20 protein-coding genes and 2 pseudogenes are annotated in these 19,271 nt (G+C 63.8%); 16 read left to right on the top strand and 6 right to left on the bottom strand.

From position 1 onward, the window contains the following. Nucleotides 1-43 precede the first annotated feature (43 nt). From ABMA46_RS14630 to ABMA46_RS14640, 3 genes and pseudogenes are all read right to left on the bottom strand, one after another. On the bottom strand, nt 44-808 hold the full coding sequence (locus ABMA46_RS14630; protein WP_349000366.1) for an IS6 family transposase: 765 nt from the start codon (nt 806-808) through the stop codon (nt 44-46). A gap of 67 nt (nt 809-875) precedes the next feature. Continuing rightward, nucleotides 876-1,316: pseudogene (locus ABMA46_RS14635) on the bottom strand (DUF4396 domain-containing protein); the annotation flags it as partial. Between the two features lie 94 nt (nt 1,317-1,410). After that, a complete protein-coding gene (locus ABMA46_RS14640) occupies nt 1,411-1,614 on the bottom strand; it encodes a heavy-metal-associated domain-containing protein (protein WP_349000369.1) in 204 nt (67 codons plus the stop codon). Between the two features lie 187 nt (nt 1,615-1,801). Here ABMA46_RS14640 and ABMA46_RS14645 point away from each other — a divergent pair, with 187 nt between their 5' ends. The 4 genes from ABMA46_RS14645 to ABMA46_RS14660 all read left to right on the top strand — a co-directional run bounded on the left by ABMA46_RS14645 (nt 1,802) and on the right by ABMA46_RS14660 (nt 7,050). Beyond that, nucleotides 1,802-4,342, top strand: a complete 2,541-nt coding sequence (locus tag ABMA46_RS14645; protein WP_425475748.1) for a heavy metal translocating P-type ATPase — start codon at nt 1,802-1,804, stop codon at nt 4,340-4,342. 164 nt (nt 4,343-4,506) lie between these two features. Next, complete coding sequence (gene cueR, locus ABMA46_RS14650) at nt 4,507-4,974, top strand: Cu(I)-responsive transcriptional regulator (RefSeq protein WP_349000371.1); 468 nt, start codon at nt 4,507-4,509, stop codon at nt 4,972-4,974. A gap of 47 nt (nt 4,975-5,021) precedes the next feature. Continuing rightward, nucleotides 5,022-6,596 (top strand): multicopper oxidase family protein, encoded by a 1,575-nt coding sequence (locus ABMA46_RS14655; protein WP_349000372.1) that lies wholly within the window; start codon nt 5,022-5,024, stop codon nt 6,594-6,596. 13 nt (nt 6,597-6,609) lie between these two features. Then, nucleotides 6,610-7,050 (top strand): YqaA family protein, encoded by a 441-nt coding sequence (locus ABMA46_RS14660; protein WP_349000374.1) that lies wholly within the window; start codon nt 6,610-6,612, stop codon nt 7,048-7,050. A gap of 44 nt (nt 7,051-7,094) precedes the next feature. Here the strand turns inward: ABMA46_RS14660 and ABMA46_RS14665 are convergent, their stop codons facing one another. Continuing rightward, a complete protein-coding gene (locus tag ABMA46_RS14665; protein WP_349000376.1) occupies nt 7,095-7,658 on the bottom strand; it encodes a cytochrome b in 564 nt (187 codons plus the stop codon). A 39-nt stretch (nt 7,659-7,697) separates the two neighbouring features. Between ABMA46_RS14665 and ABMA46_RS14670 the strand changes: the two genes are divergently transcribed. The 3 genes and pseudogenes from ABMA46_RS14670 to ABMA46_RS14680 all read left to right on the top strand — a co-directional run. Continuing rightward, complete coding sequence (locus ABMA46_RS14670) at nt 7,698-8,498, top strand: YdcF family protein (protein ID WP_349000377.1); 801 nt, start codon at nt 7,698-7,700, stop codon at nt 8,496-8,498. 128 nt (nt 8,499-8,626) lie between these two features. Next, entirely contained in the window at nt 8,627-8,911 is a 285-nt protein-coding gene (locus ABMA46_RS14675; protein WP_349000378.1) for a metal/formaldehyde-sensitive transcriptional repressor, read from the top strand. A 15-nt stretch (nt 8,912-8,926) separates the two neighbouring features. Beyond that, a pseudogene (locus tag ABMA46_RS14680) lies at nt 8,927-9,919 on the top strand (cation diffusion facilitator family transporter); the annotation flags it as partial. 183 nt (nt 9,920-10,102) lie between these two features. Here the strand turns inward: ABMA46_RS14680 and ABMA46_RS14685 are convergent. Next, nucleotides 10,103-10,261 carry a hypothetical protein gene (locus ABMA46_RS14685; RefSeq protein ID WP_349000380.1) on the bottom strand — a complete coding sequence of 53 codons (159 nt, stop codon included), beginning with the start codon at nt 10,259-10,261 and terminating at the stop codon, nt 10,103-10,105. A 274-nt stretch (nt 10,262-10,535) separates the two neighbouring features. Between ABMA46_RS14685 and ABMA46_RS14690 the strand changes: the two genes are divergently transcribed. The 8 genes from ABMA46_RS14690 (at nt 10,536) to ABMA46_RS14725 (ending at nt 16,374) form a co-directional block, all read left to right on the top strand. After that, nucleotides 10,536-11,999, top strand: coding sequence for a multicopper oxidase family protein (locus ABMA46_RS14690; RefSeq protein ID WP_349000381.1), 1,464 nt, complete (start codon nt 10,536-10,538; stop codon nt 11,997-11,999). Between the two features lie 52 nt (nt 12,000-12,051). Next, nucleotides 12,052-12,489 carry a DUF411 domain-containing protein gene (locus ABMA46_RS14695; protein WP_349000382.1) on the top strand — a complete coding sequence of 146 codons (438 nt, stop codon included), beginning with the start codon at nt 12,052-12,054 and terminating at the stop codon, nt 12,487-12,489. Nucleotides 12,490-12,521: 32 nt separating this feature from the next. Further along, nucleotides 12,522-13,034 (top strand): TlpA disulfide reductase family protein, encoded by a 513-nt coding sequence (locus ABMA46_RS14700; protein WP_349000383.1) that lies wholly within the window; start codon nt 12,522-12,524, stop codon nt 13,032-13,034. 13 nt (nt 13,035-13,047) lie between these two features. Further along, entirely contained in the window at nt 13,048-13,365 is a 318-nt protein-coding gene (locus ABMA46_RS14705; RefSeq protein ID WP_349000384.1) for a hypothetical protein, read from the top strand. Nucleotides 13,366-13,457: 92 nt separating this feature from the next. Then, the gene (locus ABMA46_RS14710) at nt 13,458-14,129 is read left to right on the top strand and encodes an SCO family protein (RefSeq protein ID WP_349000385.1); all 672 of its coding nucleotides are present in this window, start codon (nt 13,458-13,460) and stop codon (nt 14,127-14,129) included. A 52-nt stretch (nt 14,130-14,181) separates the two neighbouring features. Further along, complete coding sequence (locus ABMA46_RS14715) at nt 14,182-14,979, top strand: DsbA family protein (RefSeq protein ID WP_349000386.1); 798 nt, start codon at nt 14,182-14,184, stop codon at nt 14,977-14,979. Nucleotides 14,980-15,076: 97 nt separating this feature from the next. Continuing rightward, a complete protein-coding gene (locus tag ABMA46_RS14720; protein WP_349000387.1) occupies nt 15,077-15,643 on the top strand; it encodes a hypothetical protein in 567 nt (188 codons plus the stop codon). Between the two features lie 242 nt (nt 15,644-15,885). After that, entirely contained in the window at nt 15,886-16,374 is a 489-nt protein-coding gene (locus ABMA46_RS14725) for a c-type cytochrome (protein WP_349000388.1), read from the top strand. 182 nt (nt 16,375-16,556) lie between these two features. Here the strand turns inward: ABMA46_RS14725 and ABMA46_RS14730 are convergent, their stop codons facing one another. Next, nucleotides 16,557-16,970 (bottom strand): MerR family transcriptional regulator, encoded by a 414-nt coding sequence (locus ABMA46_RS14730; RefSeq protein ID WP_349000390.1) that lies wholly within the window; start codon nt 16,968-16,970, stop codon nt 16,557-16,559. 73 nt (nt 16,971-17,043) lie between these two features. Here ABMA46_RS14730 and ABMA46_RS14735 point away from each other — a divergent pair, with 73 nt between their 5' ends. Beyond that, nucleotides 17,044-19,236: a heavy metal translocating P-type ATPase gene (locus ABMA46_RS14735; protein ID WP_349000391.1), complete on the top strand. Its 2,193-nt coding sequence runs from the start codon at nt 17,044-17,046 to the stop codon at nt 19,234-19,236. The last annotated feature ends 35 nt before the right edge of the window (nt 19,237-19,271 follow it).

Genomic DNA, 19,271 nt, shown 5'->3' on the forward strand with positions numbered 1-19,271 from the left:
AAAGATTGTCCGCGAGCGAGTGAGATCCGCCGCTTCATGGCAATCAGGCTGCCGCGACCAAGTGTTGGTTGAGTAGTTCCATGGTGTCGGTCAGCGCTGACGGTCCAATGCCGAAAGCTCGCTCGACAAGACGCACCTCGCCCATGATCCCTGGTTGCTGGCACCACGGTCGGGCCTGTCCTTTGCGTAGGGCGCGCATGACCTCGAAGCCTTTGATCGTGGCGTAGGCTGTGGGCATCGATTTGAAACCACGGACGGGCTTGATCAATATCTTGAGCTTGCCATGATCAGCCTCGATCACATTGTTCAGGTATTTCACCTGCCGGTGTTCAGTTGCCGCCGCGAGCTTTCCTTCTCGTTTCAACTCAGCGATTGCGGCGCCGTAGCTTGGTGCCTTGTCGGTGTTGAGTTTCGTCGGCTTTTCCCAGTCCTTCAGACCGCGAAGGGCTTTTCCCAGAAAGCGCTTCGCAGCCTTGGCGCTGCGGGTCGGTGACAGGTAGAAATCAATCGTGTCGTCCCGCTTGTCGACCGCCCGATACAGGTAGGTCCATTTGCCCCGCACCTTGATGTAAGTCTCATCGAGGCGCCAGCTCGGATCAAAACCACGCCGCCAGAACCAGCGGAGTCGTTTCTCCATCTCTGGCGCGTAGCGCTGCACCCAACGATAGATAGTCGTATGATCGACATCGATCCCACGCTCAGCCAGCATTTCCGCGAGATCACGATAGCTGATGCCGTATCGACAATACCAGCGCACCGCCCATAGGATGACCTCTCCGGTGAAGTGCCGCCCCTTGAAATCGTTCATCGCAACCGATCCTGCCAATCCAGCAGCCCAATCTTGGCGAATGCGCCAGAGTTTGCAACAGAGCCCTTTTTCGGACATTCTCCCAATATGTGCCGCCCATCATCGACTTCATGAACAGCGACTGGAAGATGAACAGGCCGAAGGCGAACCCGGCGAGATATTCGACGATGAGGTCGATCCACATCGGCAGGCCGAGCATCGCGGTGATCACGGCAGCGAGAATAATGCCAGTCGCATCGCCGGCCACGCAATGGATGGTCGAGCCGACGCCCTGTTTCCACAGTGGCCGCGTAAAATCCTCGTGCTCGCCGGGGCGCGGCTCCTTGTCCGCCAGCACATAGAGCAGCAGCCCAAGCGGTCCCATGTAGAGGGTGACGAGGATAAAGCCCCACTTCATCACCACCGGTTCTGGATTGTTGCGGTACTGGTCGATGCCGACATAGAGCGTCGAGGCAGCCGCCAGTACGAACCAGACGACGAGGAAATAATCGATCGGCTGCACAAACATGTTTTGTCCCCCGCACTTCCGTCGTACTTGATCGCATCATGCATCTAACGCGGCCGGCAGGGCAACGATCCCTGCCGGCCGCGTTTGTGCTTTCTCAGGCAGCGACTTTCTCGTTGTCGTAACCGGCCGAGCGGATGACCTCGCAGATCGCATTCTCGTCGGCGCCGGTTTCCACGGCCACCGTCGATGATCCGAGATCAACGATCACACGCGCCGCCGGATCGACGCTTTTCACCGCCTTCTCGATGGTGCCGGCGCAATGTCCGCAGCTCATTTCGGGAACTTTAAGTTTCAACATCACAGCTCTCCTTGATCACTGATGCAGAGGTTATGGGGCTTCCCATCGTTGGAAGGTCAAGAGCGCCCCCAACTGCGACATCAACTTTTTGCAAAGATGTTTGCTGCGTATAAAAAGGCCTTGACCTTCCCATCGCTGGAACCTTTATCTATCGCTGCAGCCACCCGGAAAGGGAGTTGCAAAGACGATGAATGCGGTCACGAAAAATGTTTTAGCCGGATCGGTTCCGGTTTCCGCCCCAAAACTCCAGATCGACATCGAGGGCATGACCTGCGCGTCCTGCGTGCGACGCGTGGAGAAGGCAATCGCTGCCTCACCTGGCGTCGCTAATGCCTCGGTCAACCTGGCGACCGAAAGGGCCGAAGTGACGTTTGCCGGCAAGCCTGAGTTCGCGCCCGTCCTCGCTGCTGTTGCCAATGCCGGCTATGCCGTGCGTGAGGAGACGATGGAACTCGCCCTCGAGGGCATGACATGCGCCTCCTGCGTGGCGCGCATCGAAAAGGCGCTGAAGGCGGTGCCGGGCGTCACGGCTGCGAGCGTCAATCTCGCCACCGAGCGCGCGACCGTTCGCATCGTCGCGGGCGCCGTCGACGTTTCGGTCCTGGCGAAGGCGGTCGCGGACGCCGGCTACGAAGCGCGCGCGATCGCGACCGGTGCGGCCGAGGATCAGGACCGCAACGGACGTGAAGCCGAAATCCGGGCGCTCGGCCGTTCGCTTGCGCTGGCAGGACTTCTGACGGCTCCGGTATTCGTCCTGGAAATGGGCGCGCATCTGGTGCCCGCGTTCCATCACTGGGTGATGATGACGTTCGGGGAGTGGAACTGGCGTCTCCAGTTCGCGCTGACCACGATCGTCCTCTTCGGCCCCGGTCTGCGCTTCTTCGCTAAGGGAATTCCGGCCCTCATCAAGGGTGCGCCGGACATGAACGCGCTGGTAGCGTTGGGTTCCGGTGCGGCCTGGACCTATTCGCTCGTTGCGACCTTTGCGCCCGCCCTGCTGCCGGCCGGAACCACCAACGTCTACTACGAGGCCGCGGCGGTGATCGTGACGCTGATCCTCACCGGCCGCTTCCTCGAGGCGCGCGCCAAGGGCCGCACTGGCGAAGCCATCAAGAAGCTGGTCGGGCTGCAGGCCAAGACAGCGCGGATCGTGCGCGACGGCGTCACGCAGGAAGTCCCGCTCGCCGAGGTGCAGGCCGGCGACCTGGTGGTCGTGCGGCCGGGCGAGAAGATCGCGGTCGACGGAGAAATCGTCGAGGGTTCGTCCTTCGTCGACGAGGCGATGATCACCGGCGAGCCGGTGCCGGTTGCCAAGGGCGTCGGCGCCGAGGTGGTGGGCGGCACCATCAACAAGACCGGCAGCTTCACCTTCCGCGCCACCAAGGTCGGCTCCGAGACGCTGCTGGCGCAGATCATCCGCATGGTTGAGGCCGCGCAGGGCGCGAAGCTGCCCATCCAGGCGCTGGTCGACAAGGTGACCGCCTGGTTCGTGCCGGCGGTGATCGCCGCCGCCGTGCTAACCTTCGGCATCTGGCTGGTCTTCGGACCGGATCCGGCGCTGTCCTTCGCGCTGGTCAACGGCGTTGCCGTGCTGATCATCGCCTGTCCGTGCGCGATGGGGCTCGCCACGCCGACCTCGATCATGGTCGGCACCGGCCGCGCCGCCGAAATGGGCGTGCTTTTCCGCAAAGGCGACGCGTTGCAGACGCTGCGCGACGCCTCGGTCATCGCGCTGGACAAGACCGGCACGCTGACCGAAGGCCGCCCCGAACTGACCGACTTCGCCCCCTCCGGCAGCTTCGCTGAGGAAGAGGTGCTGCGGCTGGTCGCTTCGGTCGAAGCGCGTTCCGAGCATCCGGTCGCCGAGGCGATCGCAAGGGCAGCCGAAAGGCGCGGCCTGGCGCTCGCCGCAATAGCGGACTTCGAAGCCGTTCCCGGCTTCGGCGTGCGGGGAACGGTGGACGACCGCAGGGTCGAGGTCGGCGCCGACCGCCTGATGATGAAGCTGGGCCTCGACGTCTCGGCCTTTGACGCGACAGCCGCGCGTCTCGCCGACGAAGGCAAGACCCCGCTATACGCCGCGGTCGACGGCCGCCTCGCTGCCATCGTCGCAGTCGCGGATCCGATCAAGAAATCGACCCTAGCCGCGATCCAGGCGCTGCATGCGCTCGGCCTCAAGGTGGCGATGGTAACGGGAGACAACCGGCGCACGGCCGAGGCGATCGGACGGCGCATCGGCATCGACGAGATCGTCGCCGAGGTCCTGCCCGACGGCAAGGTCGAGGCGGTGAAGAAGCTCCGTGCGGGTGACGCCCGCGTCGCCTTCGTCGGCGACGGCATCAACGACGCGCCGGCGCTTGCGGCGGCTGACGTCGGCATCGCCATCGGCACGGGGACCGATATCGCCATCGAAAGCGCAGACGTGGTGCTGATGTCCGGCGACCTGACCGGCGTGGCGAACGCGATCGCGCTGTCGAAGGCGACGATCCGCAACATCGGCCAGAACCTGTTCTGGGCCTTTGCCTATAACGCGGCGCTGATCCCGGTCGCGGCCGGCCTGCTCTATCCGGTCAACGGCACGCTGCTGTCGCCGATGCTGGCGGCCGGCGCGATGGCGCTCTCCAGCGTCTTCGTGCTGACCAACGCGCTGAGATTGAAGCGCTTCCGGGCGCCGCTCACGGTCGGCCGACAGCGTTCGGGTCAGCCCGAGCTTGCTCCCGCGGAATGATACCGGAGCCCGCGCCAATTATGGCGTGGGCTTTTCCGCCCCCCGAGAAAGACACGACCATAACCGCTCATGCCGAACCACCTGTCAAAATCTATTCCACGCCGATGTAGTCTTCGCGCCGGATACCCACCTGACCGGCAAGCGTCAGATAAAGGAACTCGCTCATGAACATAGGAGAAGCTGCCACGGGCTCCGGGGTTTCGGCCAAGATGATCCGCTACTATGAATCGATCGGACTGATCGCGAACGTGTCCCGCACCGATGCCGGTTACCGTATCTATTCGAACGACGACGTCCACACGCTCCGCTTCATTCGCCGTTCGCGCGATCTGGGCTTCTCCGTCGAGCAGATGGGCAATTTGCTCGCCCTGTGGAGCGACAGGTCGCGCGCCAGTGCCGATGTCAAGCAGATCGCGCTTGATCATATCGCTGAACTGGAGCGGAAAATGCACGAGTTGCGCGACATGACAAGGACGCTCCGGCACTTGGTTGATCACTGCCAGGGCAATGGACGGCCGCATTGCCCGATCATCGAGGACCTCTCCAAAGGCCATGAGGCTGCCTCCCTCAGGGCCAGACCCAAGCAGACCAAACGCCGCACCGACCCTGCCGGGCACCGGCAGACTTTCTAAGGAACGTATTCTACTCGGCCATTCGGACGAACCAAGGAGAACGACAAATGCAACGACGCACTTTTCTGGCGGGTTTGGCCGCACTCGCGGCTGCTGGACCGGCCACCGCCCAGATGAAGATGGACGGCATGAAGCATGACATGCCGGGCATGGGCGGACAAGCCGGGCACGATATGGGAGCATCAACAAACGCGATGCCCGTGCTGCCCGAAGGTGAGCCACTGCGTGACCTGACGCGGCTGGCGAATGAATCGACGGCTCCCGGCTCCTTCAGGGCAAAACTGGCGGCTGAGCCGGCCGTGGCGCGTTTTGCCGAAGGGGTTGATACGCCAATCCTCGGTTATAACGGAATGAGCCCCGGGCCGCTGATCGAAGTCAACGAGGGCGACAGCATCGAGATCGAGTTCGCCAACGACATTCCCGGCGAGGAAAGCACGATCCACTGGCACGGTATGCCGGTGCCGGCCGACCAGGACGGCAACCCGATGGACGCGGTGGCATCAGGCAGTGCCCGGACCTATGCCTTCGACCTGCCGGAAGGCAGTGCTGCACCTTACTGGTACCATCCGCACCCGCACGGCAAGACCGCCGAGCAGGTCTATCGCGGCCTCGCCGGAATCTTCATCGTGAAGTCGAAAGCTGATCCGATACCGATCGAATATGGCGACACGGTTCTGATGTTCACCGATCTGAGGCTCGCGGCGGACGGAACCATGCCGCCCAGCACCATGGTCGACCAGATGAACGGTCGTGTCGGCGACCATTTGCTGGTCAATGGGCAGAAGAATCCGTCGCTCGCCTTGCAGTTTGGCGAGAAGCGCCGGCTGCGCCTCTTCAATGCGACCAATGCGCGCTATCTGCGGCTCGCGTTCGAGAATGCGAACATGGTCGTCATCGGCACTGATGGCGGCCTGCTGGAAGCGCCCGTTCCCGTCGACGAAATCCTGCTGACCCCGGCGGAGCGTGTCGAACTTATCGTCACATTCGAGAAGCCTGGCGCAGCAATCCTGCGTACGCTCGACTATGAGCGTGGCTGGATGGGGCCGGGCAAGCCCGAAGATGCCGGATTGGCGCTGCTCACCGCAAACGTTTCGGAAACGCCGGCGGACCCGGTTCCATCCCTGCCCGAAAAACTGCGCTCCATCACCCCGCTCGGTACCGCTGAGGTGACCCGGCGTTTCGTGTTCACCGAGAAAATGGAAATGGGCTCCGGCGCAATGTCCATGGGATCGCACGACATGGACATGGGGTCGGGCGGCATGGCGATGGGCGCTGGCGGGATGAAAATGGAGTTCCTCATTAACGGTGTCGCCTTCGACATGAACCGGGTCGATGTCGTCTCGAAAGTGGGGGATGTCGAGCTATGGGAGGTGGTCAACCAGTCCGACATGGACCATCCCTTCCACGTGCACGGCACGCAGTTCCAGGTGGTCGAACACGAGCTGAGTGGCAAGGTGACAAAGCCGGCCTACCTGTCCTGGAAAGATACGGTCAACGTTGTACAAGGTGAGACCGTGCGTTTGCTGTTGCGGCAAGACCAGCCCGGGCGGCGAATGTATCACTGCCATATCCTGGAACATGAAGACCTCGGCATGATGGGCGTCGTTGACGTGCAGGCGTAGCCGAGCGTTCGGCATGGCAGCACTGGCCATTTACGGTGGGCTGTTCGTCAGCGCCTTCCTGGCGGCGACCATCCTTCCGATCTCTTCGGAAGCTGTGCTCGCCGGCCTCGTCGCCACGGGCCAAGGCGACCCAATGCTGCTCCTCGGCGTCGCCACGGTCGGCAACACGCTCGGATCAGCGGTGAACTGGTTGCTGGGGCGCGGTATCGATGCGCTCCAGGACAGGCGCTGGTTTCCGGTCTCCCGTGATCGATATGACCGGGCGAGCCGGACGTTTCGCCGTTTCGGCGCGTGGACGCTTCTGTTCGCCTGGCTGCCGGTCATTGGCGATGCTTTCACCCTCGCGGCAGGTGCGGCGCGGATGCACTTTGGCTTGTTCTTGGCTCTCGTCGCGGTGGGCAAGGCGGTGCGGTATGCCGCGGTCGTCGCGGCCGGGCTCTGGGCGATGACGTAAAGGGACGATGGAGGGCAGTTTCGCGGGCCAAGGAGGCGATAGCTCTATTCCCGCGGCCTGACGTTCGGCCGTCCAAACGACATACCGCGCATCACGCCGTCCCGAAGCAACACCACATGCGCCAGAGCGGCCAGGACGTGAATGCCGGCGAGCCCGAGCAGTATCCAGACCAGCCTGGCATGGAGCACGGCGAAGGACCGGGCCGACAGCCCGTCCACCGTCGGGGCCAGCGGCACGGGCAGGCTTCCGAACAACCGCGCGGGAGGCATGAAAGGTATCGGCCGATAGCCCAGCCACCCCGTTATCAGGACTGCAAGGATCGTCGCGTATAGGCAGATGTGAACGAGAGCACCTGCAAAACGCACGTATCGCGGCAGCGGCCGGACAGGAGCCTTGGCGAAGATGCGCCAAAAAATCCGCAGGAAGATCATGGCAATGACGGTCACGCCGATCGACATATGCAGCGGCAGCCAGTTCATTGGCGCCATTCCTGACCCGGCCATCGGCCCAAAGGCGACAGCCAACTGGGCTGCGAGCGCGACCACCGTAAGCCAATGCAGCAGGCGGACGCCTAAGCTCCAGCGCTGGTCCGAAACGTTCACGGCCATCTTCGAAGGCTTCCATTCATCGAGATATGCGGGGGTTTGATGTTCTTCTTCATCTCGAAACTGATAGGGTTTTTCCTGATCCCTTCCAACCTGTTCGTTCTGCTTGGGCTGACCGGCATCATGGTTTCGCTCGCCGGCTGGTCCCGCTGGGGACGACGGTGCATGATAGCGTCGGTTCTGCTGCTGGCCATCTGCGGCTGGAGCCCTCTTGGACCGGCCGCCTTGTCGGCGCTTGAGGACCGCTTTCCCCAACCAGTCATCGACAGGCCCGTCGCTGGAGTCATCCTTCTCGGCGGAGCCGTCGATACCCATATCAGCAGCGACCGCAACGTTTTGGCGATGAATGAGGCAGGAGAGCGGCTGACGGCAACCGTCGACCTTAGCCGGCGCTATCCGGACGCAAAGATTTTCCTTTCGGGCGGAGCGAGCCATATCCTTGGCGGCAATGCCAGGATGTCGGAATCCCAGGTGGCGCGCCAAATCCTCGTGTCGCTTGGCCTTCCGCCCCAGCGCATCGAGATGGAGGAACGGTCGCGAAACACCTGCGAGAACGGCACTGAAAGCAAAGCCGCCCTTCAGCCGAAGCCAGGCGAGCTTTGGTTGCTTGTGACGTCGGCGAGCCATATGCCGAGGGCGGTCGGATGTTTCCGCGCCGCCGGATTCAGCGTAACCCCGTATCCGGTCGACTACCGAACGCGTGGAACGAACGATCTCTGGCGGGTTACCAAATCCATGGCCGATGGTCTCGCCTCGACCGATCTCGCCGTGCATGAATGGTTTGGACTGCTGGCATACCGGGCAGCCGGCATGACGGCCGAAGTCTTTCCGGCAGTGCATTGAGTACGGGCGTATTGACGTAGCATGTCCAGGGCCGCGAGTATCATGGCAGCGGGCAGGTGTCTTTGTGTCTGGACATATAGCCTACCCCCCTATAGTATGTGCCTCACCAAATCAGAGAGGCAGCAGCGATGTCGCACACAACCGGAGACAAGGCGAAGTCCAAGCTCCTTGGCCGAATCCGAAGGATTCGAGGCCAAGCTGAAGCCGTAGAGCGCGCGCTGGAGGCGGAAATCGGCTGTGCCGATGTGCTGATGCTTGTCGCCTCGATGCGCGGCGCGATCAATGGCCTGACGGCCGAACTGATGGAAGACCACATCCGCTACCACGTCGCGGACCCCGATCACGATCCGGACGCGGACAGGGCGAGGGGCGCGGCCGAGCTGATCGAAGTCGTCCGCACCTATCTGAAATAAGGGAAGCGAACGGACATGGCGAACGCATTGCGGGACTGGTTCGGTTTCGGCCAGCATGACCACGGGCACGGGCATGGCAGTCACGGCCATGATCACGGGCCGCACGGCCATACCCACGGAGTCATCGACGCGACGATCGCGACCACCGACCGCGGCATCTGGGCGATCAAGTGGTCGTTCGTGATCCTTGCGATCACGGCCGTCCTTCAGATGGCCGTCGTCGCGCTTTCGGGAAGCGTGGCGCTGCTGGCCGACACCATCCACAATGTCGGCGACGCGACGACGGCAATTCCGCTGTGGATCGCGTTCATTCTAGCGCGCCGCAAGCCGACGCGGACTTTCACCTATGGCCTCGGGCGCGTCGAGGACCTGGCCGGCATCATTATCGTCCTGATCATCCTGTTCAGCGCCATCGTGGCCGGCTACGAGGCCATCGACCGCCTGATCAATCCACAGGCGGTAAGCCATCTCGGCTGGCTAGCGGCGGCGGGCATCATCGGCTTTCTCGGTAACGAGGCGGTGGCCGTCTTCCGCATCCGCGTCGGCCGCGAGATCAACAGCGCGGCCCTGGTCGCCGACGGCTATCATGCCCGCACCGACGGGCTGACCAGCCTGGCCGTGGTTGTCGGCGCCATCGGCGTCTGGCTCGGCTACCCGCTTGCCGATCCGATCATCGGCCTGCTGATCACCATCGCCATTTTCGGCATCGTCTGGCAGTCGGCCAGATCCGTTCTCACGCGCATGCTCGATGGCGTCGAGCCCGGCGTGATGGACGAGATCGAACATGCCGGGGCCCATGTGCCCGGTGCGCGTATCGTTGAAGCCAAGGCGCGGTGGATCGGCCACAAGCTGCACGCCGACGTAGCCATCGATGTCGAAGAATCCTTACCGCTCTCGGCGGCCAACAAGATCGCAGCCGATCTCGAGGACGAGCTTTTCGAACATATGCCCGCGCTCGCAGCGGCGAATATCCGGTTCGCAACAGGCGGTCACGATCATTCGCACGGTCACGGAAAATAGGCCGATGGCCGGTTCGTAGCGCCCTGCCTTTTAGCCGCAGTCGATGGCAAGCTCCCGTGTTGAGAAAACATCCTCGGCAATGTAGATTGCTTCCATGCGCTGGTCGGCCAGACATTTTCTTGCACTGTTGATTGCGGTTTCCGTCACCGCGGGCCTGGGCATGTCTCCCGTTCAGGCCAGCGCCATGGCGGCGAAGATGGCAATGACCGCCGACATGGCAGCATCCGGCATGGGCATGCCGTCCCGCGACGGCTGCCCGGGCTGTCCCGACCGGAAATCGGACAGCAGCAAGATGACGGTCTGTCCCCAGGCCTGCGTCGCACCGGGCATGGCGGTGCTCCCCGACAGCCCGACGCTTGCCACCGTACCTCTTGCAGTTCGCCCGGCGCCGTTGCCGGCCGCGCTCCTGCACGGGTGGGGCGGCGTGCCCGACCCATATCCTCCCAGACCTTTCAGCTTCGTTTGACGCCAGGAATCCGCCCTGAGGGCTGATCCAGGCATCCGAGCGCATCTGCCCGATTCTCGGACAGGTGCGAATTGCCGATGACGAAGCGGGCATTCGTGAGCCCGCAGTCCATCGGCGATCGCTGCCGAAGGATTTGAAGTGTCCGTCTTTTCGAATTGTTCCGTCTCGCGCCGGGAGGTCCTCCGGGCAGGCACGGCACTTGCCGTCACAAGGCTCGTGCTGAAACCATCGCCGGGCCTCGCAACGCCTGCTAGCGCTTACAAGCTCTCACCCGGCCGCAGCCGTGCGGCCCTCAAGGGCGAGAAGGGTCCGACCACCGAGGTGTGGGCCTATGACGGTAGCGTTCCCGGACCGGAAATCCGGCTCCGCCAGGGAGAACCGGCGCGCATCGTAGTCGTGAATCATCTCGAGGAGGATACGACCGTGCATTGGCACGGCATCCGGCTGCCGAACGCCATGGACGGCGTGCCCGGCCTTACCCAGCCACCGATCAAGCCGGGCGGGAGCTTCGTTTACGCGTTCACGCCGCCCGACGCCGGAACCTTCTGGTACCACCCGCATGCCGACAGCCTGCAGCAACTGGGGCGCGGCCTCGCCGGCGCCTTGATCGTCGAGGAGGCCGAACCTGTCCAGGTGGACCGCGACCTCCTGTGGGTGCTCGCCGACTGGCGGCTCGATGCAGACGGGCAGATCGCCCCGGGCTTCGGCAACCGCATGGAGGCGGCCATGTCCGGCCGGGTCGGCAACACGGTGACGCTGAACGGCACGGTTCCAGGCGACCAAGGCGTCAGGGCGGGCGAGCGCGTGCGCCTGCGATTGGTCAACACCTCGCTCGCCCGCATCATGGCGCTGAGGTTCGACGGCCACAGGCCCGTCGTCGTCGCCACCGACGGACAGCCCTGCGACCCGCACGAGCCGGACGGCGGCAGGCTGCTGCTTGGCCCGGCGATGCGCATCGATCTGATCATCGACATGGAGGGCGAGCCGGGCAGCCGCCATGCCGTCGTCGACGATTTCTACGACGGGCTCGCCTACGAACTAACCGCCTTTGCCTACGCCGCCGACGCGCCGCTGAGGAAAAGCCCTCTCGACGCTCCGCTCCGGCTGCCCGCCAATCCGCTTCCGCAACCTGATCTCCGGAGTGCCGAGCGTCTCGAACTGGTCCTCCAGGGCGGGATGATGAGCGGCATGGGCGGCGGCATGATGCAGGAGATGGGCGCAATGTCGGGCGGCATGACGCATGGCCGCGCCATCTGGTCGATCAACGGTACGTCGATGACGGGAGACGGCCATGCGGGCATGCCGCCGCTGATGACGCTCGCCCAGGGACGCAGCCAGCTCGTCACTATGCGTAACGAAACCGCCTGGTGGCATCCGATGCACCTGCACGGGTTCAGCTTCCGGGTGATCGAGCGAAACGGGGCGGCCGTTCCGCATAATCAATGGGCCGACACAGTCCTTCTTGCACCCAGGGACACCGTCGAACTCGCCTTCGTCGCCGACAATCCGGGCGACTGGATGCTGCATTGCCACATCACCGATCACCAGACGGCCGGGCTGATGACCGTGCTCAGGGTTGGCGACGGGAAGCACAAGACCTGATTTCAAATCGACGAATCCGAAACCCGACGACGACATTGAAAGGAAAACATCCATGCTTCGCATTCTCGCTCTCGCCACCTTCCTCTCCGCCAGCCTTGCCGCCGTTCAGGCCGGCGAACTGCACAAGGCGCTGCTCTACAAGAACCCTCAATGCAGTTGCTGCGAAGGCTATGCCGACTACCTTCGCCAGAACGGCTTCGACGTCGAGGTAAAGCCGACCAACGATCTCGCCGAAATCAGCAGCAAGGCCGGCGTGCCTGCGGACTTCCAGGGCTGCCACACCATGTTCATCGACGGCTACGTCGTCGACGGCCATGTCCCTGTGAAGATCGTCGAGAAGCTCCTCAGCGAGCATCCGGCGATCGCCGGGATCACGCTGCCCGGCATGCCGATGGGATCGCCGGGAATGGTGGGCGAGAAGACCGAACCGTTCACCGTCTATGCCGTCACCAAGGACGGCAAGCGGCCGACGATCTACGCGACCGAGTGAGTTCTTCCATGACGAGTGCGAGCAAACTGGCCATGGTTTTGGTTGCGGCGCTGACGATCGCGCAGCAACCGGTGTCGGCCGCAGACGCGCCGCAAAGTTTTGCGGTGAACGAAACGCCTGCCGCCGTTCCGGATATCCGGTTCGAAGACGGCGGCGGCAAGCCGAGAACGCTTGCCGATTTCCGCGGCAAGGTCGTGCTGCTCAACATCTGGGCGACATGGTGCGCGCCCTGCCGCAAGGAGATGCCGACGCTCGACCGGCTGCAGGCAGAACTTGGCGGGCCGGACTTCGAGGTCGTCGCCCTGTCGATGGATCGCGCCGGACCAGAGCAGGTGAAGAAATTCTTCGCCGAGACCGGCGTCAAGCACCTGGCGCTGAACATCGATGTCTCGGCCAAGGCCATGTTCACGCTCGGCGCTCCGGGTCTTCCAATGACGTTGCTGATCGACCGCAAGGGCGGGGAGATCGGCCGACTGATCGGCCCGGCCGAATGGGATTCGCCCGAAATGGTCGACTTCATCCGCGGACGCATAGCCGCAAAATAAGAAAGGAAATCCTATGAACGCCATTGAGCTTATCCAAGCCAGCGAGACGTCGTCCCGCCGCAACTTCCTCCCCGCCGCTCGCTCGCTTCTGAGCGGGCGGCGCGTGCTGGTCGCCGCTGGCGTGGCTATCGCGGGCGCGGGCCTCGCCTTCAACTGGAGCCTTCTGGTCGCCGCCGGCATTGCCCCGCTGCTGCTTGGCGTTCTGCCCTGCGTTGCCATGTGCGCGCTCGGACTTTGTATGAATGGAATGGCGGGCAGTTCGTGCTCCACCCCGGATACTTCCGCAAGGGAAGATGCCGACAGTCCGACCAGCACGGCGGGCAAAGTCTGATGTCTGCTCGCGTGCAAGGTGAGCCCTCGGCGCGGCGTTTGTCACGGACCTTGGAGACGCGGGGGCGCACTTTACGATGCCTGCTCGCGCTTATGTTGCTGACAGCCGGCTTCGCTTCCGACGCGAAGGCGCACTCGCTCGACGAGGTCAACGCGATGCTGCAAAGCGATGAGAAATATTTCCAGACGATCGACAAGCCGGCGCCGGACTTCGCGTTGCGCACCGCCGACGGGCGGGTGGTCCGACTTGCCGATCTGCGCGGCAAGGTCGTCGTCCTGCATTTCATCTACACGTCCTGCCCGGACGTGTGTCCCCTCCATGCGGAGAAAGTCGCCGCGGTCCAGGCCATGGTGAACGCGACCCCGATGAGGAGCCAGGTCGTCTTCGTGTCCGTCACCACCGACCCGTCGCGGGACAAACCGGAGGTGCTGCGCGACTATGGGCCCGCGCATGGGCTCGACCCCGTCAACTGGCTTTTCCTGACCACGGCCGAGGGTCAGCCGGAGGACACGACGCGCAAGCTGGCCGAAGCCTTCGGCCACACGTTCACCAAGTCCGAAGACGGCATCCAGGCCCACGGTATCGTCACGCATGTGATCGACAAGGAGGGGCGCTGGCGGGCGAACTTTCACGGGCTGGATTTCGCGCCGGTCAATCTCGTCACCTTCGTCAATGCGCTCACCAATGGCGTCGAGCGTCCGCATCACGAGCGGGACAGCGACCAGCAAGGCGGCTGGCTGACGAAGCTGAAGAACCTGTTCTGACCCGCGCCCTCGGCCCGGCGCGGCGCGACAAGCGACAAAGAAGGAGAAATACATGACATCCAAGGCAAAGTGGGCAGGGCGCTGTCCCGGCGCGGTTCTTCGTCTGCTTCTGCTCGCCTGCCTGGCGGGCGCGTTCCTGCTCGATCCGGCCTTTCAAGGCGCGAGACAGTCCGCGATGGCGGCGGGCGAGATGTCCCAGAGCGAATTCGATCAGCGCGTGCGCGACTATATCCTGGCGCACCCCGAGGTTCTCGTGGAAGCGCTGCAAAGCCTGGACGCCCGTCAACGCGCCGACGATGCGGCAAAAGCAAAGGCCACGCTGGCCGAGCGGGCGGACGACCTGTTCCGCGACAAGGAAAGCCCTGTGGGCGGCAATGCCCAGGGCGACGTCACCCTGGTCGAGTTCTTCGACTACAATTGCCCTTATTGCCGCCAGGTGGCGCCGGTCATCGAGCAGGCGGTGGCCGACGATCCCCAGCTCAGGATCGTCTACAAGGAATTCCCGATTCTTGGTCCGGATTCCGTGTTTGCCGCCAAAGCCGCCCTCGCCGCCGAACGGCAGGGCAAATACGGCGAGTTCCACAAGGCGCTCTACGCAGCCAGAACCCGCGTGACCGAGGCGGTGGTGCTAAAGGTTGCCGCCGAAACCGGTCTCGATATAGCCCGCCTGAAATCGGACATGCAGCAGCCCGAAATCGACGGCTCGATCAGCCGAAATGCCGAGCTCGCCCAAGCGCTGGGAATCGCCGGGACGCCCGGCTTCGTCGTCGCGGACCAGATCGTTCCTGGCGCGACCGATCTCGAGACGATGAAGAAGTTGATCGGGCAGGCGAGGGCCACGCGCAAATGAAGCGGACGCCGAAAGCTTGGAGCAGGTGACCATCCCGAGTTTGATCGGCGTGGCCGCACTGAACATCGTCTCACTGGACTGAACCCGAAGGTGCAACATGGCAAAAGAGACAACAACTGGAGGAACCGTTTCCCGCCGTGAATTTTCCAGCGGAGCCGGAAGCGTGGCGCTGTTGTTCGCCACTGGAATCCCAGCCGAAGCCGCCCAGCCGCAAAGCATGGATGAGCGCTTCGATTATCTGAGCAAGAATGGCAACAGCGCCTGCACGCCAGCGTTCGCGGACTCGATTGCCAAGATGCCGATGACGGCGCGGCTGCGGGGCTCCTGCTGCGCCGAAATGGACCGCAAGCGCTACGCCGAGCAGGTGCAGGGGCTCACCAGATATGCCGCCATACCGGAGATCCCGTCAGATCCCTACGACATCGCCGCCGGCGTCGCGCAAAAGGCGATGTCCCACTACGACCTGTCGCTTTCCGCCGACCAGCAGCGTGCCTATCAAATTGCGATGGACAGGTCGGACGAGAAAGGACCCTGCTGCTGCCCATGCTGGCGCTGGAAGATGTATGGCGGCCTGGCGAAGTTCCTGATCAGCGAACACGGGTTCTCCGGGGAACAAGTGGTCGACGTCTGGAACTTGTCCAACGGCTGCGGCGGCTCGGGATAGGGCTGAAGATACGTCATGCCACGCGCACCCTGACAGGAAGAAATGGTGGGACCCGTTTTGATCATACCCGAGGAGCACGGCCATGATGGACCAGATGATGCCAGGCGGGATGTGGGGAATGGGGCTTGTCGGCCTCATCCTTCTCGTCCTCATCGTTTTGCTGATCGCGGCGCTGGTGAAGTACCTGTTCTTTCGGTGAGGCCGCTCGCTTGCCCGTGGGGCATTCGAGCTGGTGTGTCGCCATGAAGAAATTCCCGGTTCTCGCCTTGGTGGCGCTCGCGGCAGCCGTTGGCGCCTACGGCGGCTTCGCGTTCCTTCACCAAGGTTCTGCTGGGATGCTCCGCCCGGACGACGAGACGGTGGTCGCCAGGGGCGAGCTCCTCTATGCCCGTAACTGCGCCTCCTGCCACGGCAAGAGCCTGGAAGGGCAGCCCGACTGGCAGACCAGGGACAAAGACGGTTTCATGCCGGCTCCGCCACACGACGAAAGCGGCCACACCTGGCACCATCCCGACCAGTTGCTGTTCAACATCACCAAGCTCGGTGTGGTCAAGGCGGCTAATCTCAAGGATTACAAGACGAGGATGCCCGCGTTCGAGGGTGTCTTGGACGACGGCGACATCATCGCCGTTCTGTCCTTCATCAAGTCGAAATGGCCAAAGGAAGTCCAGAGAAGGCATGACGAATTGAACCGGGTCTACGCGCGCAGGACGCAGGAGGCCCAGCGATAGCTGTTCCTCGGTGTTTTTCGCTTGAACTCCCGGTCGGTGGAGTGCGCAGCCTGTTGCCAAGGAAGAGCGAGAAAAGCGGATTTGGAATCAGTGGCGTGAACGATGCCTGCCGCTTCATCGTCGCTGGAGCGGTCGCCCTTGCCCGGAGCCTCGTCGCCGTCGCCGTCGCAACGGGCGTTGGGTCAATGATCATTCCGGCACAGCGTATGGTCCGACAGCGCCCGGATAACGTAGCAGTCGCCGACCGTCTCGCCCGTGCAGCAGGTCGCGATCCGCTCCAGCTCCCTTTCCAGCTTCCGCAGGCGGGCGATGCGCTCCCTGACGGAGGCGAGCTGTTCCTTGGCGATCCGATCCGCGTCGGCGCACGGCATGTCGGGATGGCCGCTGAGCTCGATCAGTTCCCGGATCGAATCGATCGCCAGGCCGAGGTCACGGGCATGGCGAATGAAGGCCAGCCGTTCCAGCTCCGGCCTGCCGTAGCGTCTCTGGTTGCCGTCGGAACGCTCCGGCGCCTTCATCAGCCGCGCCTGTTCGTAGTAGCGGATCGTAGGCACCTTCACGCCCGTGCGCCGTGACAGCTCGCCGATCGAGTACATCGATTTTTCCTCTTGAACCTCTAGTCGCTAGAGCAACTAGGGTGCCGCGCAGGCAATGGCAACAGGTGAATTCATGGTTTCCGCTCCCTCCGCGTCCCCGGACAATCCGGCAGCGCTCGCCTCGCAGACACGATACCGCGTCAGCGGCATGGATTGCGCATCCTGCGCGGCCAAGATCGACACCGCCGTCAGGCGGATCGAGGGCGTGGAGGACGTATCGGTCTCCGTCGCCGGCGGCAGCCTGACCGTGACGCATAGCGGCGCGCTCCCCAAGGACGCGGTCGCAAGGCAGGTTTCGAAGCTGGGTTACGGAGTACGGCCTGCCGAGGACGACGGCGAGGCGCGACCGGAACAAGGGCACGGTGGTAAATCCTTGCACCCTCGCGGCGAGGAGGAAGCCGGCGAGCCCTGGTGGCGTTCGAAGCGCGCGCTGCCGACCATCGCCTGCGGCATCGCGCTCGCCGCGGCTTACGCGATCGGAAAGCTGGTTCCCGCCGCCGAGCACTGGGCTTTCGTGGCGGCTCTGCTTGTCGGGCTGGCTCCGATCGCCCGCCGCGCCGCCATGGCCGCCCTGGCGGGAATACCCTTTTCCATCGAGACCCTCATGACGATCGCGGCCGTTGGTGCCGTGCTGATCGGCGCGACGGAGGAAGCGGCGACCGTCGTGCTGCTCTTCCTGGTCGGAGAGTTTCTCGAAGGCGTGGCCGCCAGACGCGCACGGGCGAGCATCCAGGGTCTGGCCGACCTCGTGCCGAAGACTGCGCTCGTGGAAAGGGACGGAGGCACCGCGGAAATTCCTGCGGCGTCGCTGGCCGTCGGCGACCTGATCGTCGTGCGGCCCGGCGACCGCATCCCGGCGGACGGGGAGATCGTCGAGGGAGCCGGTGAGATCGACGAGTCGCCCGTCACCGGGGAGAGCACGCCGAAGCGGAAAGGCAAGAACGACAATGTCTTCGCGGGCACGATCAGCACCGACGGCGTGCTCAGGGTCCGGGTGACGGCGACGGCCGAGGACAACACCATCGCCCGCATCGTCAGGCTCGTCGAGGAAGCGCAGGAGAGCAAGGCTCCGACCGAACGCTTCATCGACCGCTTTTCCCGCTACTACACGCCCGGCGTCCTCGTCGTCGGAGCCCTGGTCGCAACCATGCCGCCTCTGCTGTTCGGTTCGGGGTGGAACGAATGGATTTACAAGGGGCTAGCCATCCTGCTGATCGGCTGCCCCTGCGCGCTGGTGATCTCCACTCCGGCAGCCGTCGCCGCTGGCCTGTCCGCAGGCGCCCGCCGCGGCATGCTGATGAAGGGCGGAGCCGTTCTCGAAGGCTTCGGCAGGATCACGGCCGTCGCCTTCGACAAGACGGGCACATTGACGGATGGCAGGCCTGTCGTGACCGACGTGGTCGCCTACGGGCGGACCGAGCGAGAAATACTTTCGATGGCCGCCGCCCTCGAGCAGGGATCGAGCCATCCTCTTGCCGTCGCCATCCTCGAGAAGGCGAAGGCGGACAAGGCGCCGATACCGCCGGCATTCGGCGCGAGAGCGGTTGCGGGAAAGGGCGTAGAAGGCAATGTCGGTGGTATTACCCTGTTCCTGGCTTCCGCCAAAGCGGCCGCCGGGCGCGCGTCCCTTTCCCCGGAACAGGTCTCCCGGACCGAGGATCTCAACGGCCAGGGAAAGACGGTCTCCATCCTGCTGGCGGACGGGGCAGTGGCGGGTCTGATCGCCATGCGCGACGAGCCGCGAGAGGACGCAAAGGCCGGCCTGGCCTCGCTTAAGGACCTGGGCATCAGGACCGTCATGCTTACGGGAGACAATCGCAAGACCGCCGAAGCCATAGCGGCAGGGCTCGGGATCGAGGCGCAGGCCGAGCTGTTACCGCAGGACAAGCAGCGCATCGTCGCCGAGATGCAGAAGGGCGGCCTCAGGGTGGCGAAGGTCGGCGACGGCATCAACGACGCTCCGGCGCTCGCGGTCGCCGACATCGGCATCGCCATGGGCGGCGGCACGGACGTGGCGCTCGAGACCGCGGACGCCGCAATCCTTCACGGGCGCGTCGAGGACGTTTCGCGTATGGTCCGGCTGTCGCGCGCGGCGATGGCCAACATCAGGCAGAATATCGGTGTGGCGCTCGGGCTGAAGGCGGTATTCCTGGTGACCACCGTGATCGGTGTTACGGGCCTCTGGCCTGCCATTCTCGCCGATACGGGCGCGACGGTGCTGGTGACCGCCAACGCAATGCGGCTGCTTGGTTGGGGCCGCGATTGAACGACCGGGCCATCCATCCATGCCAGAGCGGATAG

Source organism: Mesorhizobium hunchu (assembly GCF_040081975.1).
GTDB classification, from domain to species: domain Bacteria; phylum Pseudomonadota; class Alphaproteobacteria; order Rhizobiales; family Rhizobiaceae; genus Mesorhizobium; species Mesorhizobium hunchu.